Source organism: Pseudomonas sp. MAG733B, assembly GCF_036884845.1.
GTDB lineage: Bacteria > Pseudomonadota > Gammaproteobacteria > Pseudomonadales > Pseudomonadaceae > Aquipseudomonas.
The window spans coordinates 5,885,665-5,906,944 of sequence record NZ_CP145732.1; the positions used below are offsets into that span (position 1 = coordinate 5,885,665).

The window sequence follows — 21,280 nt, forward strand, 5'->3', positions numbered from 1 at the left end:
GATTTCCGGGCACCCGGCACGCGAAAAATAAACGGCAGAAAGGATCGAGCCCTTGCGGGGTCAACCATTTCTACCGTTGCTTGGGCCTCGGACGCCGAAAACGCCGAGAGGTTCCCGCTGTGTACGTCAGTCGCGGAAGTTGTTGAACTGCAGCGGCATGCCGAATTCCTTGGCGCGCAGTGCAGCGATAGCTTCCTGAAGATCGTCACGCTTCTTGCCGGTGATGCGCACTTGCTCACCCTGAATGGCGGCCTGGACCTTCAACTTGGCGTCTTTGACGTGAGCGACAATCTTCTTCGCCATCTCTTTGTCGATGCCTTCCTTGAGGACGGCTTCCTGCTTCATCAGCTTGCCCGACGCGAACGCATCCTTGACCTCAAGGCACTGCACATCGATTTTGCGCTTGACCAGGGCCAGCTTGAGGATCTCAATCATCGCTTCAAGCTGGAAATCGGCCTCTGCGGTCAGGTTGACGGTCAGGTCCTTTTCCTTGAACTCGAAGCTGCCTTTGCCTTTCAGGTCATAGCGACGATCGAGTTCCTTGACGGCGTTCTCGACCGCGTTGGTGACTTCGTGTTTGTCCAGTTCGGATACCACGTCGAACGACGGCATGTAATCTCTCCAATAAATAGGGGGCGCTCGATCAAGATGGAGCACGCCTGGCTTGCGGTAAAAATCCGCGCTGATTATAACGGGTCTTTCCCATCATTCACTGCGAGCTGTCCATGCGCGCGTCAAACAAGGCAAAAAGCTGATGTCCACCACCTGGCATATCCTCGGCGCCGGCAGTCTCGGCACGTTATGGGCCACGCGTCTGGCCCGTGCCGGGGTGCCGGTGCGGCTGATCGTGCGCGATGCCACACGCTTGCAGGCTTATGAGACGGCTGGCGGGCTGACATTGGTCGAACACGGCGAAGCACAGTGCTACCCGGTACCCGCCGAAACACCAGACAGCGAAGCACCGATCAATCGCCTGCTGGTCGCCTGCAAAGCCTACGACGCCGAGCAGGCCGTTGCGCAATTGGCACCCCGCCTGGCTCCCGGTGCCGAACTGATTCTGTTGCAGAACGGGTTGGGCAGTCAGGACGCCGTAGCGGCGCAAGTACCGCAGGCACGCTGCATTTATGCCTCAAGCACCGAAGGCGCCTTCCGCGATGGTGATTGGCGCGTGGTGTTCGCCGGCCACGGGTTCACCTGGCTGGGCGATGCCGGCCATCCCGTCGCGCCGATCTGGCTGGATGACCTCGACGCCGCCGGCATTCCCCATGAATGGAGCACCGAAATCCTGACCCGGCTGTGGCGCAAACTGGCGCTGAACTGTGCGATCAACCCGCTGACGGTGCTACACGACTGCCGCAATGGCGGTTTGCAGGACCATAGCTGCGAAGTCGCCACTCTCTGCGGCGAGCTCACCGAACTGCTTGAGCGCTGCGGTCAACCTGCCGCCGCCGAGAACCTGCAACAGGAAGTCGAACGGGTGATTCACGCGACCGCCGCCAATTACTCGTCGATGTACCAGGACGTCAGCAACCGGCGCCGCACCGAAATCAGCTACCTGCTGGGTCATGCCTGCAAAGTCGCCTCCCGGCATCAATTGAACCTGCCGCACATCAATCAATTGCAGCAGCGGCTGATCACCCGCCTGCACAGCCTTGGATTGCCCAGCGACTGAGCAGCGGCTACGCTGGCCACTTGTTCCTTTGCAGCGATAACCCTGATGCCATTGCGCCAGCGCCTTGAAAACCTTCCTGTCGGCCAGAAGCTGCTGGCCGCCCTGTTGGTGCTGTTGACCACTGTCCTGCTGGTCGCCAACCTGACCTTTATCAGCGCCGCGTATTACATCTCCCAGGAAAGCATGGCGCCCCAGGCCTTGCAGACCATTGGCCGCCTGGTGTCCAACCCGAGCCTGATCTCCGAAGCACTGGAATCGCCGCAAAGCGCCCAACGCCTGCTCGATGAACTCAACAGCTACTCGCCGTTACGTGCCGCGGCACTGTACGACGGCCGGGGCGAACGCCTGGCGCAGTTGCAGCATGGCGATCACTTGAAATTGCCGGAACGTTACCGGCACATCGAATCGTGGCAAGCCACCGAGTTTCGCAGCAATCAAATCATCACACTGCCCCGCCCCGGTGCCGCACCGGGCCATCTGCTGCTGGTGGCCAGCAGTGAACTGCCGATGGCGTTCTACACCGGGACTCTCACAGCCAGCCTCGGGATCCTGATTTTCAGTGTACTGTTGTGGCTGGTCATCGCTCGGCAGATCAAACGCCTGATCACCCGGCCGATCCATCAACTCGAAGAGCTGTCCCGGCAAGTAACCCGGGAAGAGAACTACGCCTTGCGCGCCTCCCGGGGCAACCACGATGAAATCGGCAGCCTCGCCGAGGCGTTCAACACCATGCTGTCGCGCATCGAGGCGCGTGAGCAGCAGCTCAAACGGGCGCGGGATGATTCCCAGGCCGCCTACGATCAGGCCCAGGGCCTGGCCGAGGAAACCCGTCACACCAACCGCAAGCTGGAACTCGAAGTCCAGGTGCGCAGCAAGATCGAGAAGAAACTCACCGGGTTCCAGAACTACCTCAACAGCATCATCGACTCCATGCCGTCGGCGCTGATCGCCCTCGACGAACAGCTCTACGTGACGCAGTGGAACCAGGAAGCCAGCGCTCTCTCCGGCACCCGCCTGGACGAAGCCCTGAATCAACCGATATTTCTCGCCTTCGAGCCGCTCAAGCCGTTTCTGCCGCAACTCAAGCAAACCGTCGAGCAGCACACAGTGGCCAAGATCGAGCGCGTGACCTGGGTCAAGGACGATGACGCCCGCCATTACGCCCTGACTTTCTATCCGCTGATGGGTGGCGCCGGACGCGGTGTGGTGATCCGGATCGATGACATCACCCAGCGCCTGTCGCTGGAAGAAATGATGGTGCAGTCGGAGAAAATGCTCTCCGTCGGTGGCCTCGCCGCCGGCATGGCCCATGAGATCAATAACCCGCTGGGGGCGATCCTGCACAACGTGCAGAACATTCGCCGACGCCTGTCCACCGAACTGCCGAAGAACCTCGAACAGGCCGAGCAGGTTGGCGTCGAACTGTCGACGGTCAACAGTTACCTGCAAGCGCGTGAGGTGCCGCAGTTACTTGACGGCATTCAGCAAGCCGGCGCCCGGGCGGCGAAGATTGTCACCCACATGCTCAGCTTCAGTCGCCGCAGCACCCGGCAAATGGCCCCGTGCGACTTGCCGGCGCTGATCGACCAAGCGGTAGAAATCGCCGGTAACGACTTCGACCTGGCAATCGGTTTCGACTTCAAGGGCCAGGCCATCATTCGCCAGTTCGATCCGGCACTCGGCCCGGTCCCCGGCACCGCCAACGAACTCGAACAAGTCTTGCTCAACCTGCTGAAAAACGCCGCCCAGGCCATTCACCAACGCGAAGACGACAGCGAGCCAGGGCGGATCATTTTGCGCACCCGGCTCAACCCGCCCTGGGCGGAAATCCAGGTCGAGGACAATGGCATCGGCATGAGCGAAAACGTGCGCAAGCGTACGTTCGAACCGTTTTTCACCACCAAGGAAATTGGCCAGGGCACCGGTCTCGGGCTGTCGGTTTCGTATTTCATCATTACCAACAACCACAAGGGCCAGATGGAAGTGCAATCGACCCTCGGGCAAGGCACCTGTTTCACCTTGCGCCTGCCACTGGCGGGCACCCCGCTCGTCTCTCAAGAACTCAATCAGCTATCGAGGTAACCCATGGGCTTTCGCTTGTCGAAGATTTACACCCGCACCGGCGACAAAGGCGAAACCGGACTGGGCGACGGCCGCCGCGTACCCAAGGATCACCCGCGGATTGAGGCTATTGGCGAGGTTGATTCACTGAACAGTCAGGTCGGTGTATTGCTGGCCGGGCTCGCCGCGCAAAGCGCCGAATATCCGCGACTAAAGGAAGTGATCGAGGTATTGGCGCCCTGTCAGCATCGGTTGTTCGACCTTGGCGGCGAACTGGCGATGCCGGAATATCAGGCGTTGAACGCAGCAGAAATCGAACGCCTGGAAGCGGCGATCGATGTGTGGAATGAAGAGCTGGGGCCGCTGGAGAATTTCATTCTGCCGGGTGGCTCGGCGTTGATTGCCCAGGCCCATGTCTGCCGCAGCCTGGCGCGCAGTGCCGAGCGCCGCTGTCAGCAGTTGAATGCGATTGAGCCGTTGGCCGGGGTTGGCCTGGCGTACATCAATCGGTTGTCGGATTTGTTGTTTGTGGTGGCACGGGTGATTGCCAAGCGTCAGGGGGTTGCCGAGATTCTTTGGCAAGCGGCGGCCAAGCCTGAGGTTTAGTCGGCGTATTCACAGGCCCCATCGCTAGCAGGCTAGCTCCCACAGGTTTTGTGTTCGCCACAAATCCACTGTGGGAGCTAGCCTGCTAGCGATGAGGCCGGTTGCATCACCGAAACTCAAGCCTCAGGCCAAAACGCCCGAATCCCCGCCACACCCTGCGCACCCGCCGCCCAGGCCTTCTGAACTTCTGCCGGGCCAACGCCACCGAGCAAAAACACCGGTTTGCTGAACCCTTCGATCAAGCTCGACGCCTGTTCCCAACCCAGCGGCTCAGCACCCGGATGCGTCAGCGTCGGCTGCACCGGCGACAAAGTCACGAAGTCCACGCCCATCTCTTCGGCCAACGCCAGTTCCTCAGCGTTATGGCAGGACGCCGCCAACCAGCGCGAGGCGGGCAGCGGTCGACCGGCCGCCGCGTACTTGCGCAGTTGCGCCGAGGTGATGTGCCAACCGGCGGACGGGAAGTCTCCCAGCCACTCGAACGGCCCCTTGATCATCAGTTGCGCCTTGCCAGCACACAGCCCCACCGCATCCACGGCCAGGTCGCGGTACTTCGGGTCGTAACCGTTCGGCGCACGTAACTGAATCAGTTTGATGCCGCCGGCGATGGCTTTCTGAATGCCCCGCAACAGGGCTGGCGTTTCGAGATCTTCCGGCGTGATCAGGTACTGATCCGGTAACCGCGCCGCCGCGACGATTGGCCGGTTGGCCTCGGGGAACTCATAGCCCGACAAATCACGCGCCGTCACCCAGGCCAATGGCTGGCCTTCGGCGCCGTGCGGCTCGCCGCTGAACGCCGAGACTTCCCAGACATCCAGTAACACTTGCTTGTCCGGGTAATCGTGGCGAACCTTGATCAACGGGCGAGCCGCATTGACCACGATGCCCAGCTCTTCTTGAAGCTCGCGGGCCAGCGCGGTTTGCACCGACTCGTCGGCCTCGACCTTGCCACCGGGAAATTCCCACAGGCCGCCCTGGTGTTGGGAATCGGCACGGCGGGCAATCAGGATCTTGTCGCTGTCGTCACGGATAACGGCAGCCGCTACGTGTACTCGTTTCACCGCTCGATTTCCTCCAGTCCGGCCTTCTGCCAGGCCTTGAAGGCTGGCCATTGGTAGATGGTTTCAATATAGGCCTGATCAACTTCGGACAGTTTCACCTGATAGGTGCGCAGACGCACGGCGATCGGGGCAAAGAACACGTCAGCCAAACTGACGCGACCAAACAGGTACGGACCCGCTTCGGTCGCGGCAGCACGGCACTCGGCCCACAACGCCGACATGCGTTCGATGTCCGCCTGCACATCCGCCGGGAGCGGTGACAATGGCGCGTCACGGCTCAGGTCAAACGGCATGTTTCCGCGCATGGCGAAGAATCCGCTGTGCATCTGCGCGCAGGCCGAACGCGCCTGGGCACGGGCAGCGATGTCTTTGGGCCACAGATTCGCGTCGGGAAACTGTTCGGCCAGGTATTCGGCAATCGCCAGGGAGTCGGCGATGGTGCCGTGCCCGGTCTTCAAGAGCGGGACTTTGCCGGTCGGCGAATGCTTGAGCACTCGCTCGCGGGTGTCGGGCTGGTTCAGTTTGATCAGTTCTTCGGTGTAGGCGGCGCCGGTCAGATCGAGCGCCAGAGCGCCGCGCAGGGACCAGGAGGAAAGCAGTTTGTCGCCAATGATCAGGTGCAGGCTCATGTTCGGGACCTTTGGATTTAGGGACAAGCCAGTCTAGCGGCTGACCGGTAAACCGCCATCGCGAGCAGGCTCGCTCCTACAGTGGATCGGGTGTACACAAATCCAGTGTGGGAGCTAGCCTGCTGGCGATGGGTTTGACTCGGTCTTAAGTACGGTACTCGGCGTTGATCTTCACGTACTCGTGGGACAGGTCGGTGGTCCAGATGGTTTCGCTGCAATCGCCACGACCCAACTCGATACGGATGGTGATTTCTTCCTGCTGCATCACCGCCGCGCCCTGGGCTTCGGTGTAGGTCGCGGCGCGGGCGCCACGGCTGGCGATGCACACGTCGCCGAGGAACACGTCGATCTTGCTCACGTCCAGGTTCGGTACGCCGGCACGGCCAACAGCGGCCAGGATACGGCCCCAGTTCGGGTCGGAGGCGAACAGTGCGGTCTTGATCAGTGGCGAGTGAGCCACGGTGTAACCGACGTCCAGGCATTCCTGGTAATTGCCGCCGCCATTGACTTCAACGGTCACGAATTTGGTCGCGCCTTCGCCGTCACGCACGATGGCCTGGGCCACGTCCATGCACACTTCAAACACCGCTTGCTTGAGCTTGGCGAACAGCTCGCCTTCAGCGCGGGTGATTTCCGGCAAGGCTGCCTGACCGGTAGCGATCAGCATGCAGCAGTCGTTGGTCGAGGTGTCGCCGTCGATGGTGATGCGGTTGAACGACTTATTGGCGCCGTCCAGCATCAGGTTTTGCAGCACGTCGCGGGCAACTTTGGCGTCGGTGGCGATGTAGCCGAGCATGGTCGCCATGTTCGGGCGAATCATGCCGGCACCTTTGCTGATGCCGGTAACAGTGATGGTCACGCCGTCGTGCTGGAACTGGCGGCTCGCGCCTTTGGGCAGGGTGTCGGTGGTCATGATGCCGGTGGCGGCAGCTTCCCAGTTGTTGACCGACAGATCGTCGAGAGCGGCTTGCAGTGCGCCTTCGATTTTCTCGACTGGCAGCGGCTCGCCGATCACACCGGTGGAGTACGGCAGCACTTGGCTGGCATCGACGCCGGTCAGCTCGGCCAGCTTGGCGCAGGTGCGTTCAGCGGCGGCCAGGCCCGGCTCACCGGTACCGGCGTTGGCGTTGCCGGTGTTGGTCAGCAGGTAACGCACCGGGCCTTGCACGCGTTGCTTGGCCAGGATCACGGGAGCGGCGCAAAAGGCGTTCAAGGTGAATACGCCCGCCACGGTGGAGCCTTCGGCACACCGCATGACCACGACATCCTTGCGCCCCGGGCGCTTGATACCGGCCGAGGCAATACCGAGTTCAAAACCGGCAACCGGGTGCAACGTTGGCAAAGGACCAAGACCAACAGCCATGAATGCGCTCCTAACTAAATGATGTCTGCACCGCTCGGCAGGAACGGTGGTTTAAATGGCAAAACGCCGCGACGGCATAAGCCGGTCGCGGCGCGGGTATTTCAGCGATTGAAACGGGTTTTACTGGATCTGCCCGTGGCAATGCTTGAACTTCTTGCCCGAACCGCAGTAGCACAGCTCGTTGCGGCCCAGCTTCTGCTCGTTGCGAACCGGTGCGGTGGCGAGGGCCACATCGACCTCTTCACCCAACTGCTCCGGCTGCTCCAGGCCTGGGGCTTCTTCGTGCAGGAACTGCATGCGAGCGGCCAGAGCTTCGGCTTCCTGACGCAGGCGCTGCTCTTCTTCGATCGGATCTTCGCGGCGAACCTGAACGTGCGACAGCACGCGGATCGAGTCGCGCTTGATCGAATCCAGCAGCTCGGAGAACAGCGTGAACGACTCGCGCTTGTATTCCTGCTTCGGGTTCTTCTGTGCATAGCCACGCAAGTGGATGCCGTGACGCAGGTGGTCCATGGTCGACAGGTGGTCTTTCCACAGGTCGTCCAGCACGCGCAGAACGATTTGCTTCTCGAAGGTGCGCAGCGCTTCGGCGCCCGCCTGGTCTTCTTTCTCGTTGTACGCTGCAATCAGTTCCTGCATCAGTTTTTCGCGCAGGGTTTCTTCGTACAGGTGATCGTCTTCGTCGAGCCACTGCTGGATCGGCAGCGCCACACCGAAGTCGCTCTGCAACGCGGCTTCCAGACCGGCCACGTCCCACTGTTCAGGCAACGATTGCGGTGGAATGTGCGCACTGACGGTAGCGTTTAGCACGTCCTGACGGAAATCGGCGATGGTTTCACCGATGTTGTCGGCGGCCAGCAACGTGTTACGCATGTGATAAATCACTTTACGCTGTTCGTTGTTGACGTCGTCGAACTCGAGCAGTTGCTTACGAATGTCGAAGTTGCGGCCTTCAACCTTGCGCTGAGCCTTTTCGATAGCGTTGGTCACCATGCGGTGCTCGATCGCTTCGCCAGGCTGCATGCCCAGGGCCTTCATGAAGTTCTTCACCCGGTCAGAGGCGAAGATGCGCATCAGGCTGTCTTCCAGCGACAGGTAGAAACGGCTGGAACCGGCGTCACCCTGACGACCGGCACGACCACGCAACTGGTTGTCGATACGGCGCGATTCGTGACGCTCGGAAGCAATCACCTGCAAACCGCCCGACTCGAGCACTTGCTGGTGACGCTTCTGCCAGTCGGCCTTGATCTGGGCAATCTGCTCAGGGGTCGGATCTTCCAGCGAAGCGACTTCCACTTCCCAGTTGCCGCCCAACAGGATGTCGGTACCACGACCGGCCATGTTGGTGGCGATGGTCAGTGCGCCTGGGCGACCGGCCTGGGCGATGATCTCGGCTTCTTTTTCGTGGAACTTGGCGTTCAGAACCTTGTGCTCGATGCCTTCCTTGTTGAGCAGGTCAGACATGCGCTCGGAAGTTTCGATGGTCGCGGTACCCACCAGCACCGGACGGCCGGCGGCCATGCTTTCCTTGATGTCAGTGACGATCGCCGCGTATTTCTCGTCGGCGGTCAGGAACACCAGGTCGTTGTAGTCTTTACGGGCCAGCGGCTTGTTCGTCGGAATGACGAGGACCTGCAGGCCATAGATCTGATGGAACTCGAACGCTTCGGTGTCGGCCGTACCGGTCATGCCGGACAGTTTGTTGTACAGACGGAAGTAGTTCTGGAACGTGGTCGATGCCAGGGTCTGGCTCTCGGCCTGGATGTTCAGGTTTTCCTTGGCTTCGATGGCCTGGTGCAGGCCTTCGGACAGACGACGACCCGGCATGGTACGACCGGTGTGTTCGTCGACCAGCACAACCTGACCGTCCTGCACGATGTATTCGACGTTGCGATGGAACAGCTTGTGCGCGCGCAGACCGGCATAAACGTGAGTCAGCAGGCTCAGGTTGTGCGCCGAGTACAAGCTCTCGCCTTCAGCCAGCAAGCCGAGGCTGGTCAGCGATTCTTCGACGAACTGGTGACCGGCTTCGTTGAGTTCGACCTGGCGGGTCTTCTCGTCAACGGTGTAGTGGCCGGCCTTGGTGACTTCGCCTTCGACTTCTTCGACATGCAGTTCCAGCTTCGGGATCAGTTTGTTGATCTCGATGTACAGCTTGGAGCTGTCCTCGGCCTGACCGGAAATGATCAGCGGAGTACGGGCTTCGTCGATGAGGATCGAGTCGACTTCGTCGATCACGGCAAAATTGAGTTCGCGCTGGAATTTTTCTTCCATGCTGAACGCCATGTTGTCGCGCAGGTAGTCGAAACCGAATTCGTTGTTTGTGCCGTAGGTGATGTCGGCGGAGTAGGCAATACGCTTCTCTTCCGGCGGCTGGAACGGCGTAACCACGCCGACCGTCAGGCCGAGGAATTCGTAGAGCGGACGCATCCAGTTGGCGTCACGACGGGCCAGGTAGTCGTTCACCGTCACAACGTGCACGCCCTTGCCGGACAATGCGTTGAGGTAAACGCCCAGTGTTGCCACCAGGGTCTTGCCTTCACCGGTACGCATTTCGGCGATCTTGCCTTCATGCAAGGTCATGCCGCCGATCAGCTGGACATCGAAGTGGCGCATACCCATGACGCGCTTGCCGGCTTCGCGGGCGACCGCAAAGGCTTCTGGCAACAGCTTGTCGAGGGTTTCCCCTTTGGCGACGCGGGCCTTGAACTCATCTGTCTTGGCACGCAATTGATCGTCCGAAAGGGCTACCATTTGCTCTTCGAAGGCATTGACGAGTTGCACCGTCTTGAGCATGCGTTTGACTTCACGCTCGTTCTTGCTTCCAAAAAGTTTCTTTAACAAAGGCGCAAACATATCGGCAGGATCTTCCACACTAAAGGGATGGAGGGCGGCCCCGTGAGTCGCCCGTGCAGCCCTCATGGCCGCATGCGAACGAGCATTCTACCCGGAAACGGAAGTGAGGAAAGTGGCGATATTCCACGATGCTGGCACTGCGCTTTGACGGGGCTCACTTAAAATAGGGGCGTTTTGCTCAACTTCAAGCCGTTCAGGGCAGAAGTTAGTTGTTGATTTAATGGGTAAAGCAGGGACAAAAGCAATGGGTCAGGTGCATCGGGTGCTTTCTGCTACCATGGCGACTCTGTAACTTCAGGTGTTGGATCATGGCATTTCGCCCTCTTACGGCCCGAGCACCCGCCGTTCTGCTTCGCGAAGCCAAGCCGCTCAAAGCCATTCTCGGCCACGCTCAACGCCTTGGACATCTGCAACGTCTGCTCGAAAGCCAACTGCAACCCGCCGCTCGCGAACACTGCCACGTAGCTTCGTGGCGCGAAGGCAGTTTGTTGCTGATCGTCACCGACGGACATTGGGCTACCCGCCTGCGTTACCAGCAAAAACGTCTGCAACGGCAACTGCAAATGTTCGACGAGTTCGCCAGCCTCACGCGAATCCTGTTCAAGGTCCAGCCGCCTACCGTTCAGCAAGGTGCGGCCGGGCATACCATGGACTTGTCGATTGATGCGGCGGCGACCATCCAGGCGACGGCCGATGGCATCAGCGATCCGAACCTGCGAGCGGCGCTGGAGCGGTTGGCGGCGCACGCCAAGTCGAAAACCTGAAAGCGCCATTAGCCCTGTAGGAGCAAGGCTTGCCCGCGATGGATACGCCGCGGTGCGTCAGTTGTACCGCGTGATCGTTCATCGCTGGCAAGCCATGCTCCTACAGGTTTCAGCGGCGTTTGCTGCCGCCGAGCAACGAGCCCATCAATCCCCGCACCAACTCGCGACCAAGCTTGTTGGCCGCCTGACGCATCGCCGATTTCAACGCCTGCCCCGCCGCCGTGCCGAGAAACTCTCCAGCCTGTTCGGTGAAACTCGGCTCTGCCGGTTTGCCCGGTGTCGCCTCAGGCTTTGGCGCCAGGCCTTTACGCCCCATCAGCACTTCATAAGCCGACTCGCGATCAATCGGTTTGTCGTAACGCCCCTTGAATGGCGAGCCGCCGATCAGCACGGTGCGCTCGGTGTCGGTCAGTGGTCCGATCCGCGACTGCGGCGGCGCCACCAGAACACGCTGGACCATCTCCGGCGTGCCCTTGTCCTGCAAGGTGCCGACCAGCGCTTCGCCGATACCCAGCTCAGTCAGTACCGACAAGGCATCGAACGCCGGATTCGGCCGGAAGCCGTCGGCCACCGCCCGCAGGGATTTCTGTTCTTTGGCGGTGAACGCGCGCAAGCCGTGCTGGATGCGCAGGCCCAGTTGCGCCAGCACATCATCCGGCAGGTCGCCGGGCGACTGGGTGACGAAATACACGCCCACGCCTTTTGAACGAATCAGCCGCACCACTTGTTCCAGACGATCCTGCAACGCCTTGGGCGTGCCGGCGAACAACAAGTGCGCCTCATCGAAAAACAGCGCCAGCAGCGGTTTGTCCGAATCGCCGCGCTCCGGCAGTTGCTCGAACAGTTCGGCCAGCAGCCACAGCAGGAACGTCGCGTAGACCTTTGGCGCTTCATGCACCAGACGACTGGCATCGAGTAAATGAATGCGCCCACGGCCATCGGCGGTCGGTTGCAGAATGTCTTCGAGTTGCAGCGCCGGTTCGCCAAACAAGGCTTCGGCGCCCTGCTGCTCAAGGGTTGCCAGGCGCCGCAACAGCGCCTGGCTGGAACCGGTGGTCATCAGCGCCGCGTCGTCTCCCAGCAGTTCCGGGTTGTCCTTGAGGTGATTGAGCAGCGCCTTCAGGTCTTTCAAATCCAGCAGCAACAGGCCTTCGCGGTCCGCGACCTTGAAGGCGGCATACAGCGCCGACTGCTGGCTGTCGGTCAATTCCAGCAGGCTGCCCAGCAGCAACGGCCCCATTTCGCTCAAGGTCGTGCGCAATGGATGACCGGACTGACCGTGAATGTCCCACAAGGTCACCGGATACGCGGCCGGCTTATGGTTCAGCCAGGGCATGCCGGCAATCCGCTCGGCAATCTTGCCCTGAGGGTTGCCGGCAGCGCCCAAACCGCACAGGTCACCTTTGATATCGGCGGCGAACACCGCCACGCCGGCATCGCTGAAGGCTTCGGCCATGCGTTGCAAGGTGACGGTCTTGCCGGTCCCGGTAGCGCCTGCGATCAAACCGTGTCGATTGGCCAGGCGCATGGCCTGGGCGATCGGCTGCCCTGAAAGATCGGCGCCGATAACGAGCTGCGATGAATCGTGCATTTTGCCACCTATGGTTAATCTTTCATCAATCAAGGCCGATACAAAAATTGAGTGTTGGTATTCCGCTAGGGCGAGGACGGAATTATCAACATGGCTTCAACAGCGCCCCCGATGCATGCCTTTATAAAAGCACGCCATGGGCATTAAGACCTTATCGGAACTCCAAGCCATGAATAAAAATTTGCGCTTTAGTCATAAGATTCTGCTTGCTGCCGCCCTCATCGTCACTGTCGCCTTCGCCTCCTTCACGTTGTACAACGACTATATGCAACGTAATGCCATCCGCAAGGATCTGGACAACTACCTGCAAGAAATGGGAAGCGTGACCGCCAACAACATTGAGACTTGGCTGAACGGACGCAGCCTGCTGATTGAAAACCTTTCCCAAAACATCGCGCTGAACGCGGATATGAGCAACATAACCCAACTGCTCGAGCAGAATGTGATGACTACTGCTTTCGTGGCTGTATTTCTGGGCAGCAACGAGGGTAGCTTTATCATCCGCCCGGACGCCGACATGCCAGCGGACTTCGATCCGCGCACTCGCGATTGGTACAAGAGCGCCCAACGCACCAACGACCCGGTACTGACCGAACCCTATGTCGATGTCGGCACCGGTAAACTGGTAGTTTCCATCGTCCAGAGTTTGTTCGAAAAGGGTCAACACATCGGCGCAGTCGGTGGTGACCTGAGCCTGCAAATGATCACCGACAGCCTGAACGCGCTGGACTTCGGCGGCATGGGTTATGCCTTTCTGGTCAGCGCCGACGGCAAAATTCTGGTGCACCCGGATACAACGCTGGCAATGAAATCGCTGGCCGAGGCCTATCCGAAAGACACGCCGCGCATCAGCAGCGACTTCAGTGAAGTCAAAGTCGATGGTAAAACCCGTATCGTCACATTTACTCCGATCAAGGGGCTTTCTTCAGTCAACTGGTACATCGGGCTTTCAGTGGAGAAAGACAAAGCCTTCTCGATGCTCAGCCATTTCCGCTTTTCGGCGGCCATTGCGACAGTGATCGCCGTGACCATCATCATCGCCCTGCTGGGTGTGTTGATACGTTTCCTCATTCAGCCGCTGCACGCCATGACCCGTGCGATGGTAGGCATTGCCGACGGTGAAGGCGACCTGACCAAACGCCTGAGCATTGTGAACAACGATGAGTTCGGCATTCTCGGCACGGCATTCAACCGTTTCGTCGAGCGCATCCACGGTTCGATCCGCGAGGTGTCTTCGGCCACCGGCCAGGTCAACGAAGTGGCATTGCGTGTGGTGGCGGCTTCGAACTCCTCGATGTTCAACTCGGACCAGCAGGCCTCGCGCACCAGCAGCGTCGCCGCGGCGATCAATCAGCTCGGCGCCGCCGCCCAGGAAATCGCCCGCAACGCCGCGCAAGCGTCGAATCAGGCCAGCGATGCCCGCAGCCTGGCCGAGGATGGCCAGCAAGTGGTGGATCGCAGCATTGTCGCGATGAATAAACTGTCGACCATGCTCAGCGCATCGAGCAGCAACATCGAATCGCTGAACAGTAAAACCGTGAACATCGGGCAGATTCTCGAAGTGATCACCAGCATTTCCCAGCAAACCAACCTGCTGGCGCTCAACGCCGCCATTGAAGCGGCGCGGGCCGGTGAAGCCGGGCGCGGGTTTGCCGTGGTTGCCGATGAAGTGCGCAACCTGGCGCATCGCACCCAGGAATCGGCGCAACAGGTGCAGACCATGATCGAGGAGTTGCAGGTCGGCGCCCGCGAATCCGTCAGCACCATGAGCGACAGCCAGCGCCACAGCCAGGACAGCGTGGAAATCGCCAACCTCGCCGGCGAACGCCTGAGCAGCGTGACCCAGCGCATCGGTGAAATTGACGGAATGAACCAGTCGGTGGCCACGGCGACCGAAGAGCAGACGGCCGTGGTGGAATCGATCAACGTCGACATCACCGAAATCAACACGCTGAACCAGGAAGGTGTGGAAAACCTGCAGTCGACGTTGCGGGCGTGTTCGGATCTGGAGCAGCAGGCGGCGCGCCTTAAACAGTTGGTAGGCAGTTTCCGTATTTGATATCTGATCACTACCCAATGTGGCGAGGGAGCTTGCTCCCGCTGGGTTGAGAAGCAACCCCAAAAAAAATGTCCGAGGTGTGTCAGAACTAACACATCGGCTGTTTTACGACTGCTTCGCAGCCGAGCGGGAGCAAGCTCCCTCGCCACAACGAGCCTCTACCCCCGCCAACACCCTCCAAACCCCAACCGAACATCTATTCTTCATTAAGGTCAACCAAGGAGAGCAACGGACCGGAGGAATGTTCATCGTGCATATCGCTGACATAACCATGTTCTACGCCCCTGCCAGCGGTGGCGTGCGCACTTATCTGGATGCCAAGCATCATCGCCTGTGCAACAGGCCGGGCACCCGTCACAGTTTGCTGATTCCCGGGGCTGTATTCAGTGAACAGGATGGCATCTATACCGTTCCGGCCCCCGCCCTGCCTTTCGGCAAGGGCTATCGCTTCCCTCTCCGTCTCGCGCCCTGGCGCAATGTCCTGCACGATTTGCAACCTGAACTGATCGAGGTCGGCGATCCGTACCTCACTGCCTGGGCTGCCCTGGATGCGCGGCGGCAACTGGATGTGCCGGTGATCGGCTTTTATCACTCGGATCTGCCGCTGCTGGTCAGCAACCGCATGGGCAACTGGGTGACCACCAATGTTGAAGCGTATGTCAGCAAGCTCTACGGCAACTTCGACCGCGTGCTGGCGCCGAGCCGGGTCATGGCGGACAAACTGACCGGCCTGGGTGTGAAGAACGTTTTCGTGCAGCCGCTGGGTGTCGATTTGCAAATGTTTCATCCCGATGCGCGCGATCCTGGCCTGCGCGCCGAACTGGGCCTCGACGAAAACACTCATCTGCTGATCTTCGCCGGGCGCGGTTCCAAAGAGAAAAACCTGCCGGTGCTGCTCGATTGCATGAAGCGCCTGGGCAAACGCTATCACTTGCTGCTGGTCGGCTCGTCGATGCCGAGCGCTGTGCCTGCCAACGTCACCGTCATCGATGAATTTTGCCCAGCCGCGCAAGTCGCCCGCCTGATGGCCAGCGCCGACGCCTTGCTGCATGCCGGCGATCAGGAAACCTTTGGCCTGGTCATCCTCGAAGCCATGGCCTGCGGCATCCCGGTGGTCGCCGTGGCAGCCGGCGCGTTCGAGGAAATCATCACCGATCAATGTGGCCTGTTGTGTACCCCCAACGATCCATTGGCCATGGCCAACGCCGTGCGTGAACTGTTCAGCCAGGGTAGCGCGGCCGTCGGGCAGCATGCGCGGCGCCATGTCGAGCAGCATTACGCCTGGGACACGGTGGTCAACAGCTTGCTCGGCCACTATCACGCCGTACTCGGCAGCCAGTGGCCGCGAGCGGCCAATGGTTGAATCCATGCAAACGCCCAGCCTGTTACTGGTGCTGCACGATGTCGCGCCGCAAACCTGGGCCGATTACCAGCCATTCGTCGAAGCCGTCGATGCGCTCGGCGGTGTGCCGATGACCTGGCTGGTGGTGCCGGACTTTCACAAGCACAACGATCTGCAAGCGCATCCGGATTTTCGTCGCCTGCTCAGCGGGCGACTCGCCCGTGGCGATGAACTGGCGCTGCACGGCTATTTTCATTGCGATGACGGACCGATCGCAAACAATCCACGGGACTGGTTCATGCGTCGGATCTACACCCATGAAGGTGAGTTTTACAGCCTGTCCCATGAGGCCGCCCTCGCCCGTTTGCACGCTGGCATTGAAGTGTTCCACCGTAACCACTGGCCGTTGCAGGGCTTTGTCGCCCCCGCCTGGCTGATGAGCGAAGGCACGCGCCAGGCCTTGCGCCAATTGCCCTTGAGTTACACCAGTGACGCGCAGCATCTGTATCGCTTGCCTGACTTCACGCCGGTCGATGCCCCCGGACTGGTCTGGAGTGCGCGCAGTGCCTGGCGCCGGGGCTTGTCGAAACTGGTCAGCGATCAACTCGAACAACACTGGCGACAGGCACCGGTGATTCGCCTTGGCTTGCATCCGGTGGATATGCGCCATGAATTCTCGCGTACTTACTGGCTGAAAACCCTCAAGCGTCTGCTCGACGAGGGCCGGGTGCCGATGACCAAAGCTCACTGGCTGGCACTGCAAAATCAACACGTGGAACGCGCTGCATGAGTCGCGGGATTCTGCTGTTGATCGGCCTGCTCGCCGCGGTGCTGATTCCCTGGCTGTTGGGCGGGAGCGAAACCTGGTCGCGGTTGAACAGCTTTCCACTGAGTTGGCTGCTGGTCATGTTCGGCATGATCCTCCTGTGCTGGGTGGTGAACACCCTGCGCCTGCGCCTGTTGCTGGGGGATCAGCGCGACAGGCTCAGCCCGGTCAAAAGCCTCGGCGTGGTGATGGCCGCCGAATTTGCCTACTGCGCCACCCCCGGCGGCAGCGGCGGGCCACTGACCATCATGGCGTTACTGGCGCGTAACGGTGTGCGTCCGGCCCGGGGCAGCGCCGTGTTCGCCATGGACCAGCTCAGCGATTTGTTGTTCTTCCTCTGCGCACTCTGCGGGATTCTGATTTATGCGTTGTTCCAGCACCTCAGCCAGCGCATGGAGTGGCTGCTGATCGTCAGTGCCGTCTCGATGTTCGGCGGCCTGGTCTGTTGCGTGGTGGTGGCCCGTTACCACCGCTTGCTGATCCGCTTGAGTGGTCGGTTACTGGCTCGGCTCAACGTCCAGTCTGCGACACGGGTTCGCTGGGCGCGAAAACTCCTGCATTTTCTGGCGGCATTTACCGACACGCTGAAGCTGCCCTTTCAGACATTGATCACGGTGTTTGCCCTGACTTGCCTGCACTGGATCTTGCGTTACAGCGTGTTGTATCTGGCGCTGCGCGGGCTGGGGGCGGATTTGCAGTGGGCCTGGAGTTTTCTGATCCAGATGCTTTCACTGAGTGCGGGGCAATTCAGTCTGTTACCGGGCGGGGCCGGGGCGGCGGAATTGACGTCGGCAGCGCTGTTGGCGCCCATGGTGGGGAAATCTACCGCGGCGGCGGCGATTTTGATCTGGCGAGCGGTGACTTATTACTTCTATCTGTTGGTCGGCGGGCCGGTGTTCCTGTTGATGCTCGGACGTCCGTTGCTCAAGAAGCTGATGAAGCTCAAGCAGGCTTAGGTGGGTTTTCAGGTTTTTGCTGCAACTGCTCCCACAACTCGGCCGCTCCCGGAAACTCCGTGCCATCTTCCGGGCTCATGTCATCAGGGTCGTATCGGCTCAGGCAACCTTCGCCCAATGTGGCGGGCGCCTTGGAAGTGGCTTTGTCCAGTGGGTCAGCCATGCTCATATCCTCAGTGCAAAAAAAGGGCCTGCAGCGATTGAACGCCCAGGCCCTTCGAATTTCAACCGTGTCTTGCGCTGATCAGAACACCACGGTCTTGTTGCCGTGCACCAGCACCCGGTCTTCGAGGTGATAACGCAGGCCACGGGCCAACACCATCTTCTCGACGTCACGGCCGAAACGCACCATGTCTTCGATGCTGTCGCTGTGGCTGACACGCACCACGTCCTGCTCGATGATCGGGCCGGCGTCCAGTTCTTCGGTCACGTAGTGGCAGGTCGCACCGATCAGTTTCACACCGCGCAGCGACGCCTGGTGATACGGCTTGGCGCCGACGAACGACGGCAGGAAGCTATGGTGAATGTTGATGACCTTGTGTGCGTATTCACTGCACAACTCGGGTGGCAGGATCTGCATGTAGCGCGCCAGCACCACCACTTCAGCATCGTGATGTTTGACCAGACGCGAGACTTCGGCGAAGGCCGGCTCCTTGTCCTGTGGATTGACCGGCACGTGGTAGTACGGAATGCCGTGCCATTCGACCATGCTGCGCAGGTCGTCGTGGTTGGAAATCACACAGGCGATTTCGCAGTCCAGCTCATCGCTGTGCCAGCGATGCAGCAAGTCGGCGAGGCAGTGGGACTCGCGGCTGGCCATCAACACCACACGCTTTTTCTGCGCGGTATCGGTGATGCGCCAGTCCATCGAGAACTCTTCGGCAATTGGCGCGAACGCTTCGCGAAAGGCCTCGATACCGAATGGCAGCGAGTCGGCACGAATTTCGTGACGCATGAAGAACCAGCCACTGAGGTTGTCCGAGTGATGGCTCGCTTCGGTGATCCAGCCGTTATGGGACGCCAGAAAGTTACTGACTTTAGCAACGATGCCGACGCGGTCCGGGCAAGAAATCACCAGCCGAAAAGTGCGCATGAGGGGGAAACTCCAGAACTTCGCAAAGGCCGCCATTCTAGCGATTACGCAGCAAAACTGCAGTATTGATGACGTACTGTCTCGCCCGATGGCTACCGACAAGGCTCCCGGCAGCACACAAGCCTCACGCAGCGGCAGTGAAGTTAGCCATCTACAAGCACTGGTTTGTAAATATCTGTAGCGCACGCTTCGAACTATTTAACAGCACATCCAATGTCCGCCGAATTCATCGCAATTTAATTAAATAAACCCCGGTTAAATGTTTACTTGATGAAACACCCTGACTATTATTGCCGCACTGTCCCCTGCCATCCCGCGTCCTACATAAGGTAGTAACCATGTCCTTGATCAACGAATACCGTGCCACCGAAGAAGCTATCAAAGAGCTGCAAGCCCGTTTGAAGAACCTGTCCCAAGACGACAAACTGCAAACCGAGCTGGAATTCGAAGGCAAACTGCGCACCCTGATGGGCGAATACTCCAAGTCCCTGCGTGACATCATTGCTTTGCTGGATCCGGAATCCAAAACCAAGGCACCACGCGGCGGCGCAGTAAAAACTACCGGCACCAAGCGCGCTCGCAAAGTTAAACAATACAAAAACCCGCACAACGGCGAAGTCATCGAAACCAAAGGTGGCAACCACAAGACTCTGAAAGAGTGGAAAGCCAAGTGGGGCGGTGACGTGGTTGAAGGCTGGGCTACCCTGCTGGGCTAAGCCGCAGCGCTTGTCGCGGATAGATCTGCGACAAAAAATAACGCCAGCATAACGCTGGCGTTTTTTTATGCCCGGAGTTCACCTGGCGTTCATGTTCGAATTCAAAGATTCAAACGTTTGCGTAATCCCTGGACATGTTCCTGCCATTGATTGAGCACCTCTTGCTGAAACGGCGTCGCAGTAAGCGCCCATTCGGCTTCGGCCTCTACAAAACTTTCCAGGGTATTCGGCGCCCCCCACTCAGGTGTCGTCAAACGTTTCTGACAGAATATTCGCCAGCGTTCTTGCTCTTCCTGGTTCAAGGTGTCGGGAAAGTTACGTGCGCGATATCGAAACAATAATTCCGGCAAGCGTTCATCATCGAAAGGCCACTGCTCTTGTGCTAATTGCACCGGGTCGACGCTGCGGACTTGTTCACATAGTCGTCGATCACGGTCACCGATAAAACCATCGTATAACTGTTGTTCAGGGTCTTGGCTGACAGAAAAATCCTCACTGGCGTAAATAGCCGAAACTTTATCCTGCCAGACTTTCTGCGCGTCACTTAGCCGCAGTGCACGCTGCTGATACAGCGCCATATCCAGACCCAGACGTTGCTGATCTTGCGGGCGAAGTACCGACAGCGGTGCCACTACCGGACATTTATTGATGTGGATGAGCTTCAGCGGCACCGGCAACTCACCCTCGGCCAGATCATCGCGGCGGGTGTACAGGCGCTGACGCAAGGCTTCGGCGTCCAGATCAAGCAAGCCCTGGGGATCAAGATGCAGGTCACAGACAATCAATGCATTCTTGTTGCGTGGGTGCCACGCCAACGGCAATACCACGCCGACAAAGTTGCGCGCCGCAGAAAAACGTCCGGACACATGCACCATCGGTTGCAGCAGGCGAATCTGGTCCAGCACCTTCTGTTTACTGCGTAGCTGAAACAGCCAGTCATACAGCTTCGGCTGCTTTTCCCGGAGCAAACGCGCCAGGGCGATGGTGGCGCGCACGTCCGACAGCGCTTCGTGGGCATTGCCATGATCGATGCCGTTGGCGGCGGTCAGGCGTTCGAGCTTGAGCGTCACCTGACCCTCATCGTTAGTCGGCCAAACGATGCCATCGGGACGCAAGGCATACGCGGCGCGGACCACATCGATCAGATCCCAGCGACTGTTACCGCCCTGCCATTCCCTTGCGTAAGGGTCAAAAAAGTTGCGGTACAGGCTGTAGCGCGTCATCTCGTCATCGAAACGCAAGGTGTTGTAACCGGCGCCACAGGTGCCGGGAGTTGCCAGTTGCGCATGCACCCGGGTCATGAAATCGGCTTCGCTCATACCGAGTTCTGCCAGTTGGCCTGGGGTAATGCCGGTGATCGCACAGGCTGCCGGGTGCGGCAGGATGTCGTCACTGGGCTGGCAAAAGAGGTTGACCGGCTCGTCTATTTCATTGAGATCGAAGTCAGTACGCAGCCCCGCCATTTGCAGTGGGCGATCGCAACGGGGGTTGATGCCCGTCGTTTCATAGTCGTACCAGAAGATGGAGGTCACAGGCGTTTCCTGAACTGAAGATCGACGAAGTCTAGGCGTTCATGTCCCGCTCCGGCCAGCAATCTTGTGATTCAAACATCTCTGGTTACTCACCGTGCAATACATAGTTATGTCGTTCCCCCCGACGAGGCTGCTAGCATCGGGTGACGAGAC

General features: G+C 59.6%; 18 protein-coding genes. 9 read left to right on the forward strand and 9 right to left on the reverse strand.

Features of this window, described 5'->3' with window-relative positions:
* Positions 1 to 126: 126 nt before the first annotated feature.
* Complete coding sequence (locus V6Z53_RS26955) at positions 127 to 612, reverse strand: YajQ family cyclic di-GMP-binding protein (RefSeq protein WP_060539637.1); 486 nt, start codon at positions 610 to 612, stop codon at positions 127 to 129.
* A 142-nt stretch (positions 613 to 754) separates the two neighbouring features.
* On the opposite strand from V6Z53_RS26955, the gene V6Z53_RS26960 reads away from it, so the two are divergent.
* Genes V6Z53_RS26960 through V6Z53_RS26970 form a run of 3 tightly spaced genes read left to right on the forward strand, consistent with a single transcriptional unit; the run spans position 755 to position 4,339 of the window.
* Positions 755 to 1,672, forward strand: coding sequence for a putative 2-dehydropantoate 2-reductase (locus V6Z53_RS26960; protein ID WP_338582639.1), 918 nt, complete (start codon positions 755 to 757; stop codon positions 1,670 to 1,672).
* A 45-nt stretch (positions 1,673 to 1,717) separates the two neighbouring features.
* The gene (locus V6Z53_RS26965) at positions 1,718 to 3,754 is read left to right on the forward strand and encodes an ATP-binding protein (RefSeq protein ID WP_338582640.1); all 2,037 of its coding nucleotides are present in this window, start codon (positions 1,718 to 1,720) and stop codon (positions 3,752 to 3,754) included.
* A 3-nt stretch (positions 3,755 to 3,757) separates the two neighbouring features.
* A complete protein-coding gene (locus V6Z53_RS26970) occupies positions 3,758 to 4,339 on the forward strand; it encodes a cob(I)yrinic acid a,c-diamide adenosyltransferase (RefSeq protein ID WP_338582642.1) in 582 nt (193 codons plus the stop codon).
* Positions 4,340 to 4,455: 116 nt separating this feature from the next.
* Here the strand turns inward: V6Z53_RS26970 and V6Z53_RS26975 are convergent, their stop codons facing one another.
* The 4 genes from V6Z53_RS26975 to secA all read right to left on the reverse strand — a co-directional run bounded on the left by V6Z53_RS26975 (position 4,456) and on the right by secA (position 10,248).
* Positions 4,456 to 5,400, reverse strand: a complete 945-nt coding sequence (locus V6Z53_RS26975; protein ID WP_338582643.1) for a Nudix family hydrolase — start codon at positions 5,398 to 5,400, stop codon at positions 4,456 to 4,458.
* Positions 5,397 to 6,029, reverse strand: a complete 633-nt coding sequence (locus V6Z53_RS26980; RefSeq protein WP_338582644.1) for a glutathione S-transferase family protein — start codon at positions 6,027 to 6,029, stop codon at positions 5,397 to 5,399. The genes V6Z53_RS26975 and V6Z53_RS26980 overlap by 4 nt, the downstream gene beginning before the upstream one ends.
* A 145-nt stretch (positions 6,030 to 6,174) precedes the next feature.
* Complete coding sequence (gene argJ, locus V6Z53_RS26985) at positions 6,175 to 7,392, reverse strand: bifunctional glutamate N-acetyltransferase/amino-acid acetyltransferase ArgJ (RefSeq protein WP_338582645.1); 1,218 nt, start codon at positions 7,390 to 7,392, stop codon at positions 6,175 to 6,177.
* Positions 7,393 to 7,512: 120 nt separating this feature from the next.
* Positions 7,513 to 10,248, reverse strand: a complete 2,736-nt coding sequence (gene secA / locus V6Z53_RS26990) for a preprotein translocase subunit SecA (RefSeq protein WP_338582646.1) — start codon at positions 10,246 to 10,248, stop codon at positions 7,513 to 7,515.
* A gap of 308 nt (positions 10,249 to 10,556) precedes the next feature.
* Here secA and V6Z53_RS26995 point away from each other — a divergent pair, with 308 nt between their 5' ends.
* Positions 10,557 to 11,012, forward strand: coding sequence for a DciA family protein (locus V6Z53_RS26995; protein WP_338582647.1), 456 nt, complete (start codon positions 10,557 to 10,559; stop codon positions 11,010 to 11,012).
* 109 nt (positions 11,013 to 11,121) lie between these two features.
* Here V6Z53_RS26995 and V6Z53_RS27000 read toward each other — a convergent pair whose 3' ends face one another.
* Positions 11,122 to 12,603, reverse strand: coding sequence for a helicase HerA-like domain-containing protein (locus V6Z53_RS27000; RefSeq protein ID WP_338582648.1), 1,482 nt, complete (start codon positions 12,601 to 12,603; stop codon positions 11,122 to 11,124).
* 169 nt (positions 12,604 to 12,772) lie between these two features.
* Between V6Z53_RS27000 and V6Z53_RS27005 the strand changes: the two genes are divergently transcribed.
* From V6Z53_RS27005 to V6Z53_RS27020, 4 genes are all read left to right on the forward strand, one after another.
* A complete protein-coding gene (locus V6Z53_RS27005; RefSeq protein WP_338582649.1) occupies positions 12,773 to 14,662 on the forward strand; it encodes a methyl-accepting chemotaxis protein in 1,890 nt (629 codons plus the stop codon).
* 241 nt (positions 14,663 to 14,903) lie between these two features.
* Positions 14,904 to 16,025, forward strand: coding sequence for a glycosyltransferase family 1 protein (locus tag V6Z53_RS27010; protein ID WP_338582651.1), 1,122 nt, complete (start codon positions 14,904 to 14,906; stop codon positions 16,023 to 16,025).
* The gene (locus V6Z53_RS27015; RefSeq protein ID WP_338582653.1) at positions 16,018 to 16,794 is read left to right on the forward strand and encodes a polysaccharide deacetylase family protein; all 777 of its coding nucleotides are present in this window, start codon (positions 16,018 to 16,020) and stop codon (positions 16,792 to 16,794) included. Before V6Z53_RS27010 ends, V6Z53_RS27015 begins: the two co-directional genes overlap by 8 nt.
* Positions 16,791 to 17,786, forward strand: coding sequence for a lysylphosphatidylglycerol synthase transmembrane domain-containing protein (locus V6Z53_RS27020; RefSeq protein ID WP_338582655.1), 996 nt, complete (start codon positions 16,791 to 16,793; stop codon positions 17,784 to 17,786). Before V6Z53_RS27015 ends, V6Z53_RS27020 begins: the two co-directional genes overlap by 4 nt.
* Here V6Z53_RS27020 and V6Z53_RS27025 read toward each other — a convergent pair.
* Together V6Z53_RS27025 and purU are read right to left on the reverse strand one after the other, a co-directional pair.
* Positions 17,773 to 17,949, reverse strand: coding sequence for a hypothetical protein (locus tag V6Z53_RS27025; protein WP_338582657.1), 177 nt, complete (start codon positions 17,947 to 17,949; stop codon positions 17,773 to 17,775). The two genes, V6Z53_RS27020 and V6Z53_RS27025, sit on opposite strands and share 14 nt — an antisense overlap.
* A gap of 81 nt (positions 17,950 to 18,030) precedes the next feature.
* On the reverse strand, positions 18,031 to 18,879 hold the full coding sequence (purU, locus tag V6Z53_RS27030; protein ID WP_338582659.1) for a formyltetrahydrofolate deformylase: 849 nt from the start codon (positions 18,877 to 18,879) through the stop codon (positions 18,031 to 18,033).
* Positions 18,880 to 19,217: 338 nt separating this feature from the next.
* Here purU and mvaT point away from each other — a divergent pair, with 338 nt between their 5' ends.
* Positions 19,218 to 19,595 (forward strand): histone-like nucleoid-structuring protein MvaT, encoded by a 378-nt coding sequence (mvaT, locus tag V6Z53_RS27035; RefSeq protein ID WP_007933316.1) that lies wholly within the window; start codon positions 19,218 to 19,220, stop codon positions 19,593 to 19,595.
* Positions 19,596 to 19,696: 101 nt separating this feature from the next.
* Here the strand turns inward: mvaT and sbcB are convergent, their stop codons facing one another.
* Positions 19,697 to 21,127 (reverse strand): exodeoxyribonuclease I, encoded by a 1,431-nt coding sequence (sbcB, locus tag V6Z53_RS27040; RefSeq protein WP_338582662.1) that lies wholly within the window; start codon positions 21,125 to 21,127, stop codon positions 19,697 to 19,699.
* Positions 21,128 to 21,280: the final 153 nt, after the last annotated feature.

Coding starts and splice junctions, on each gene's coding strand:
- V6Z53_RS26955 (WP_060539637.1), bottom strand. CDS start 612: ATGCCGTCGTTCGACGTGGTATCCGAACTGGACAAACACGAAGTCACC.
- V6Z53_RS26960 (WP_338582639.1), top strand. CDS start 755: ATGTCCACCACCTGGCATATCCTCGGCGCCGGCAGTCTCGGCACGTTA.
- V6Z53_RS26965 (WP_338582640.1), top strand. CDS start 1,718: ATGCCATTGCGCCAGCGCCTTGAAAACCTTCCTGTCGGCCAGAAGCTG.
- V6Z53_RS26970 (WP_338582642.1), top strand. CDS start 3,758: ATGGGCTTTCGCTTGTCGAAGATTTACACCCGCACCGGCGACAAAGGC.
- V6Z53_RS26980 (WP_338582644.1), bottom strand. CDS start 6,029: ATGAGCCTGCACCTGATCATTGGCGACAAACTGCTTTCCTCCTGGTCC.
- argJ (WP_338582645.1), bottom strand. CDS start 7,392: ATGGCTGTTGGTCTTGGTCCTTTGCCAACGTTGCACCCGGTTGCCGGT.
- secA (WP_338582646.1), bottom strand. CDS start 10,248: ATGTTTGCGCCTTTGTTAAAGAAACTTTTTGGAAGCAAGAACGAGCGT.
- V6Z53_RS26995 (WP_338582647.1), top strand. CDS start 10,557: ATGGCATTTCGCCCTCTTACGGCCCGAGCACCCGCCGTTCTGCTTCGC.
- V6Z53_RS27000 (WP_338582648.1), bottom strand. CDS start 12,603: ATGCACGATTCATCGCAGCTCGTTATCGGCGCCGATCTTTCAGGGCAG.
- V6Z53_RS27005 (WP_338582649.1), top strand. CDS start 12,773: ATGAATAAAAATTTGCGCTTTAGTCATAAGATTCTGCTTGCTGCCGCC.
- V6Z53_RS27010 (WP_338582651.1), top strand. CDS start 14,904: ATGTTCATCGTGCATATCGCTGACATAACCATGTTCTACGCCCCTGCC.
- V6Z53_RS27015 (WP_338582653.1), top strand. CDS start 16,018: ATGGTTGAATCCATGCAAACGCCCAGCCTGTTACTGGTGCTGCACGAT.
- V6Z53_RS27020 (WP_338582655.1), top strand. CDS start 16,791: ATGAGTCGCGGGATTCTGCTGTTGATCGGCCTGCTCGCCGCGGTGCTG.
- V6Z53_RS27025 (WP_338582657.1), bottom strand. CDS start 17,949: ATGGCTGACCCACTGGACAAAGCCACTTCCAAGGCGCCCGCCACATTG.
- purU (WP_338582659.1), bottom strand. CDS start 18,879: ATGCGCACTTTTCGGCTGGTGATTTCTTGCCCGGACCGCGTCGGCATC.
- mvaT (WP_007933316.1), top strand. CDS start 19,218: ATGTCCTTGATCAACGAATACCGTGCCACCGAAGAAGCTATCAAAGAG.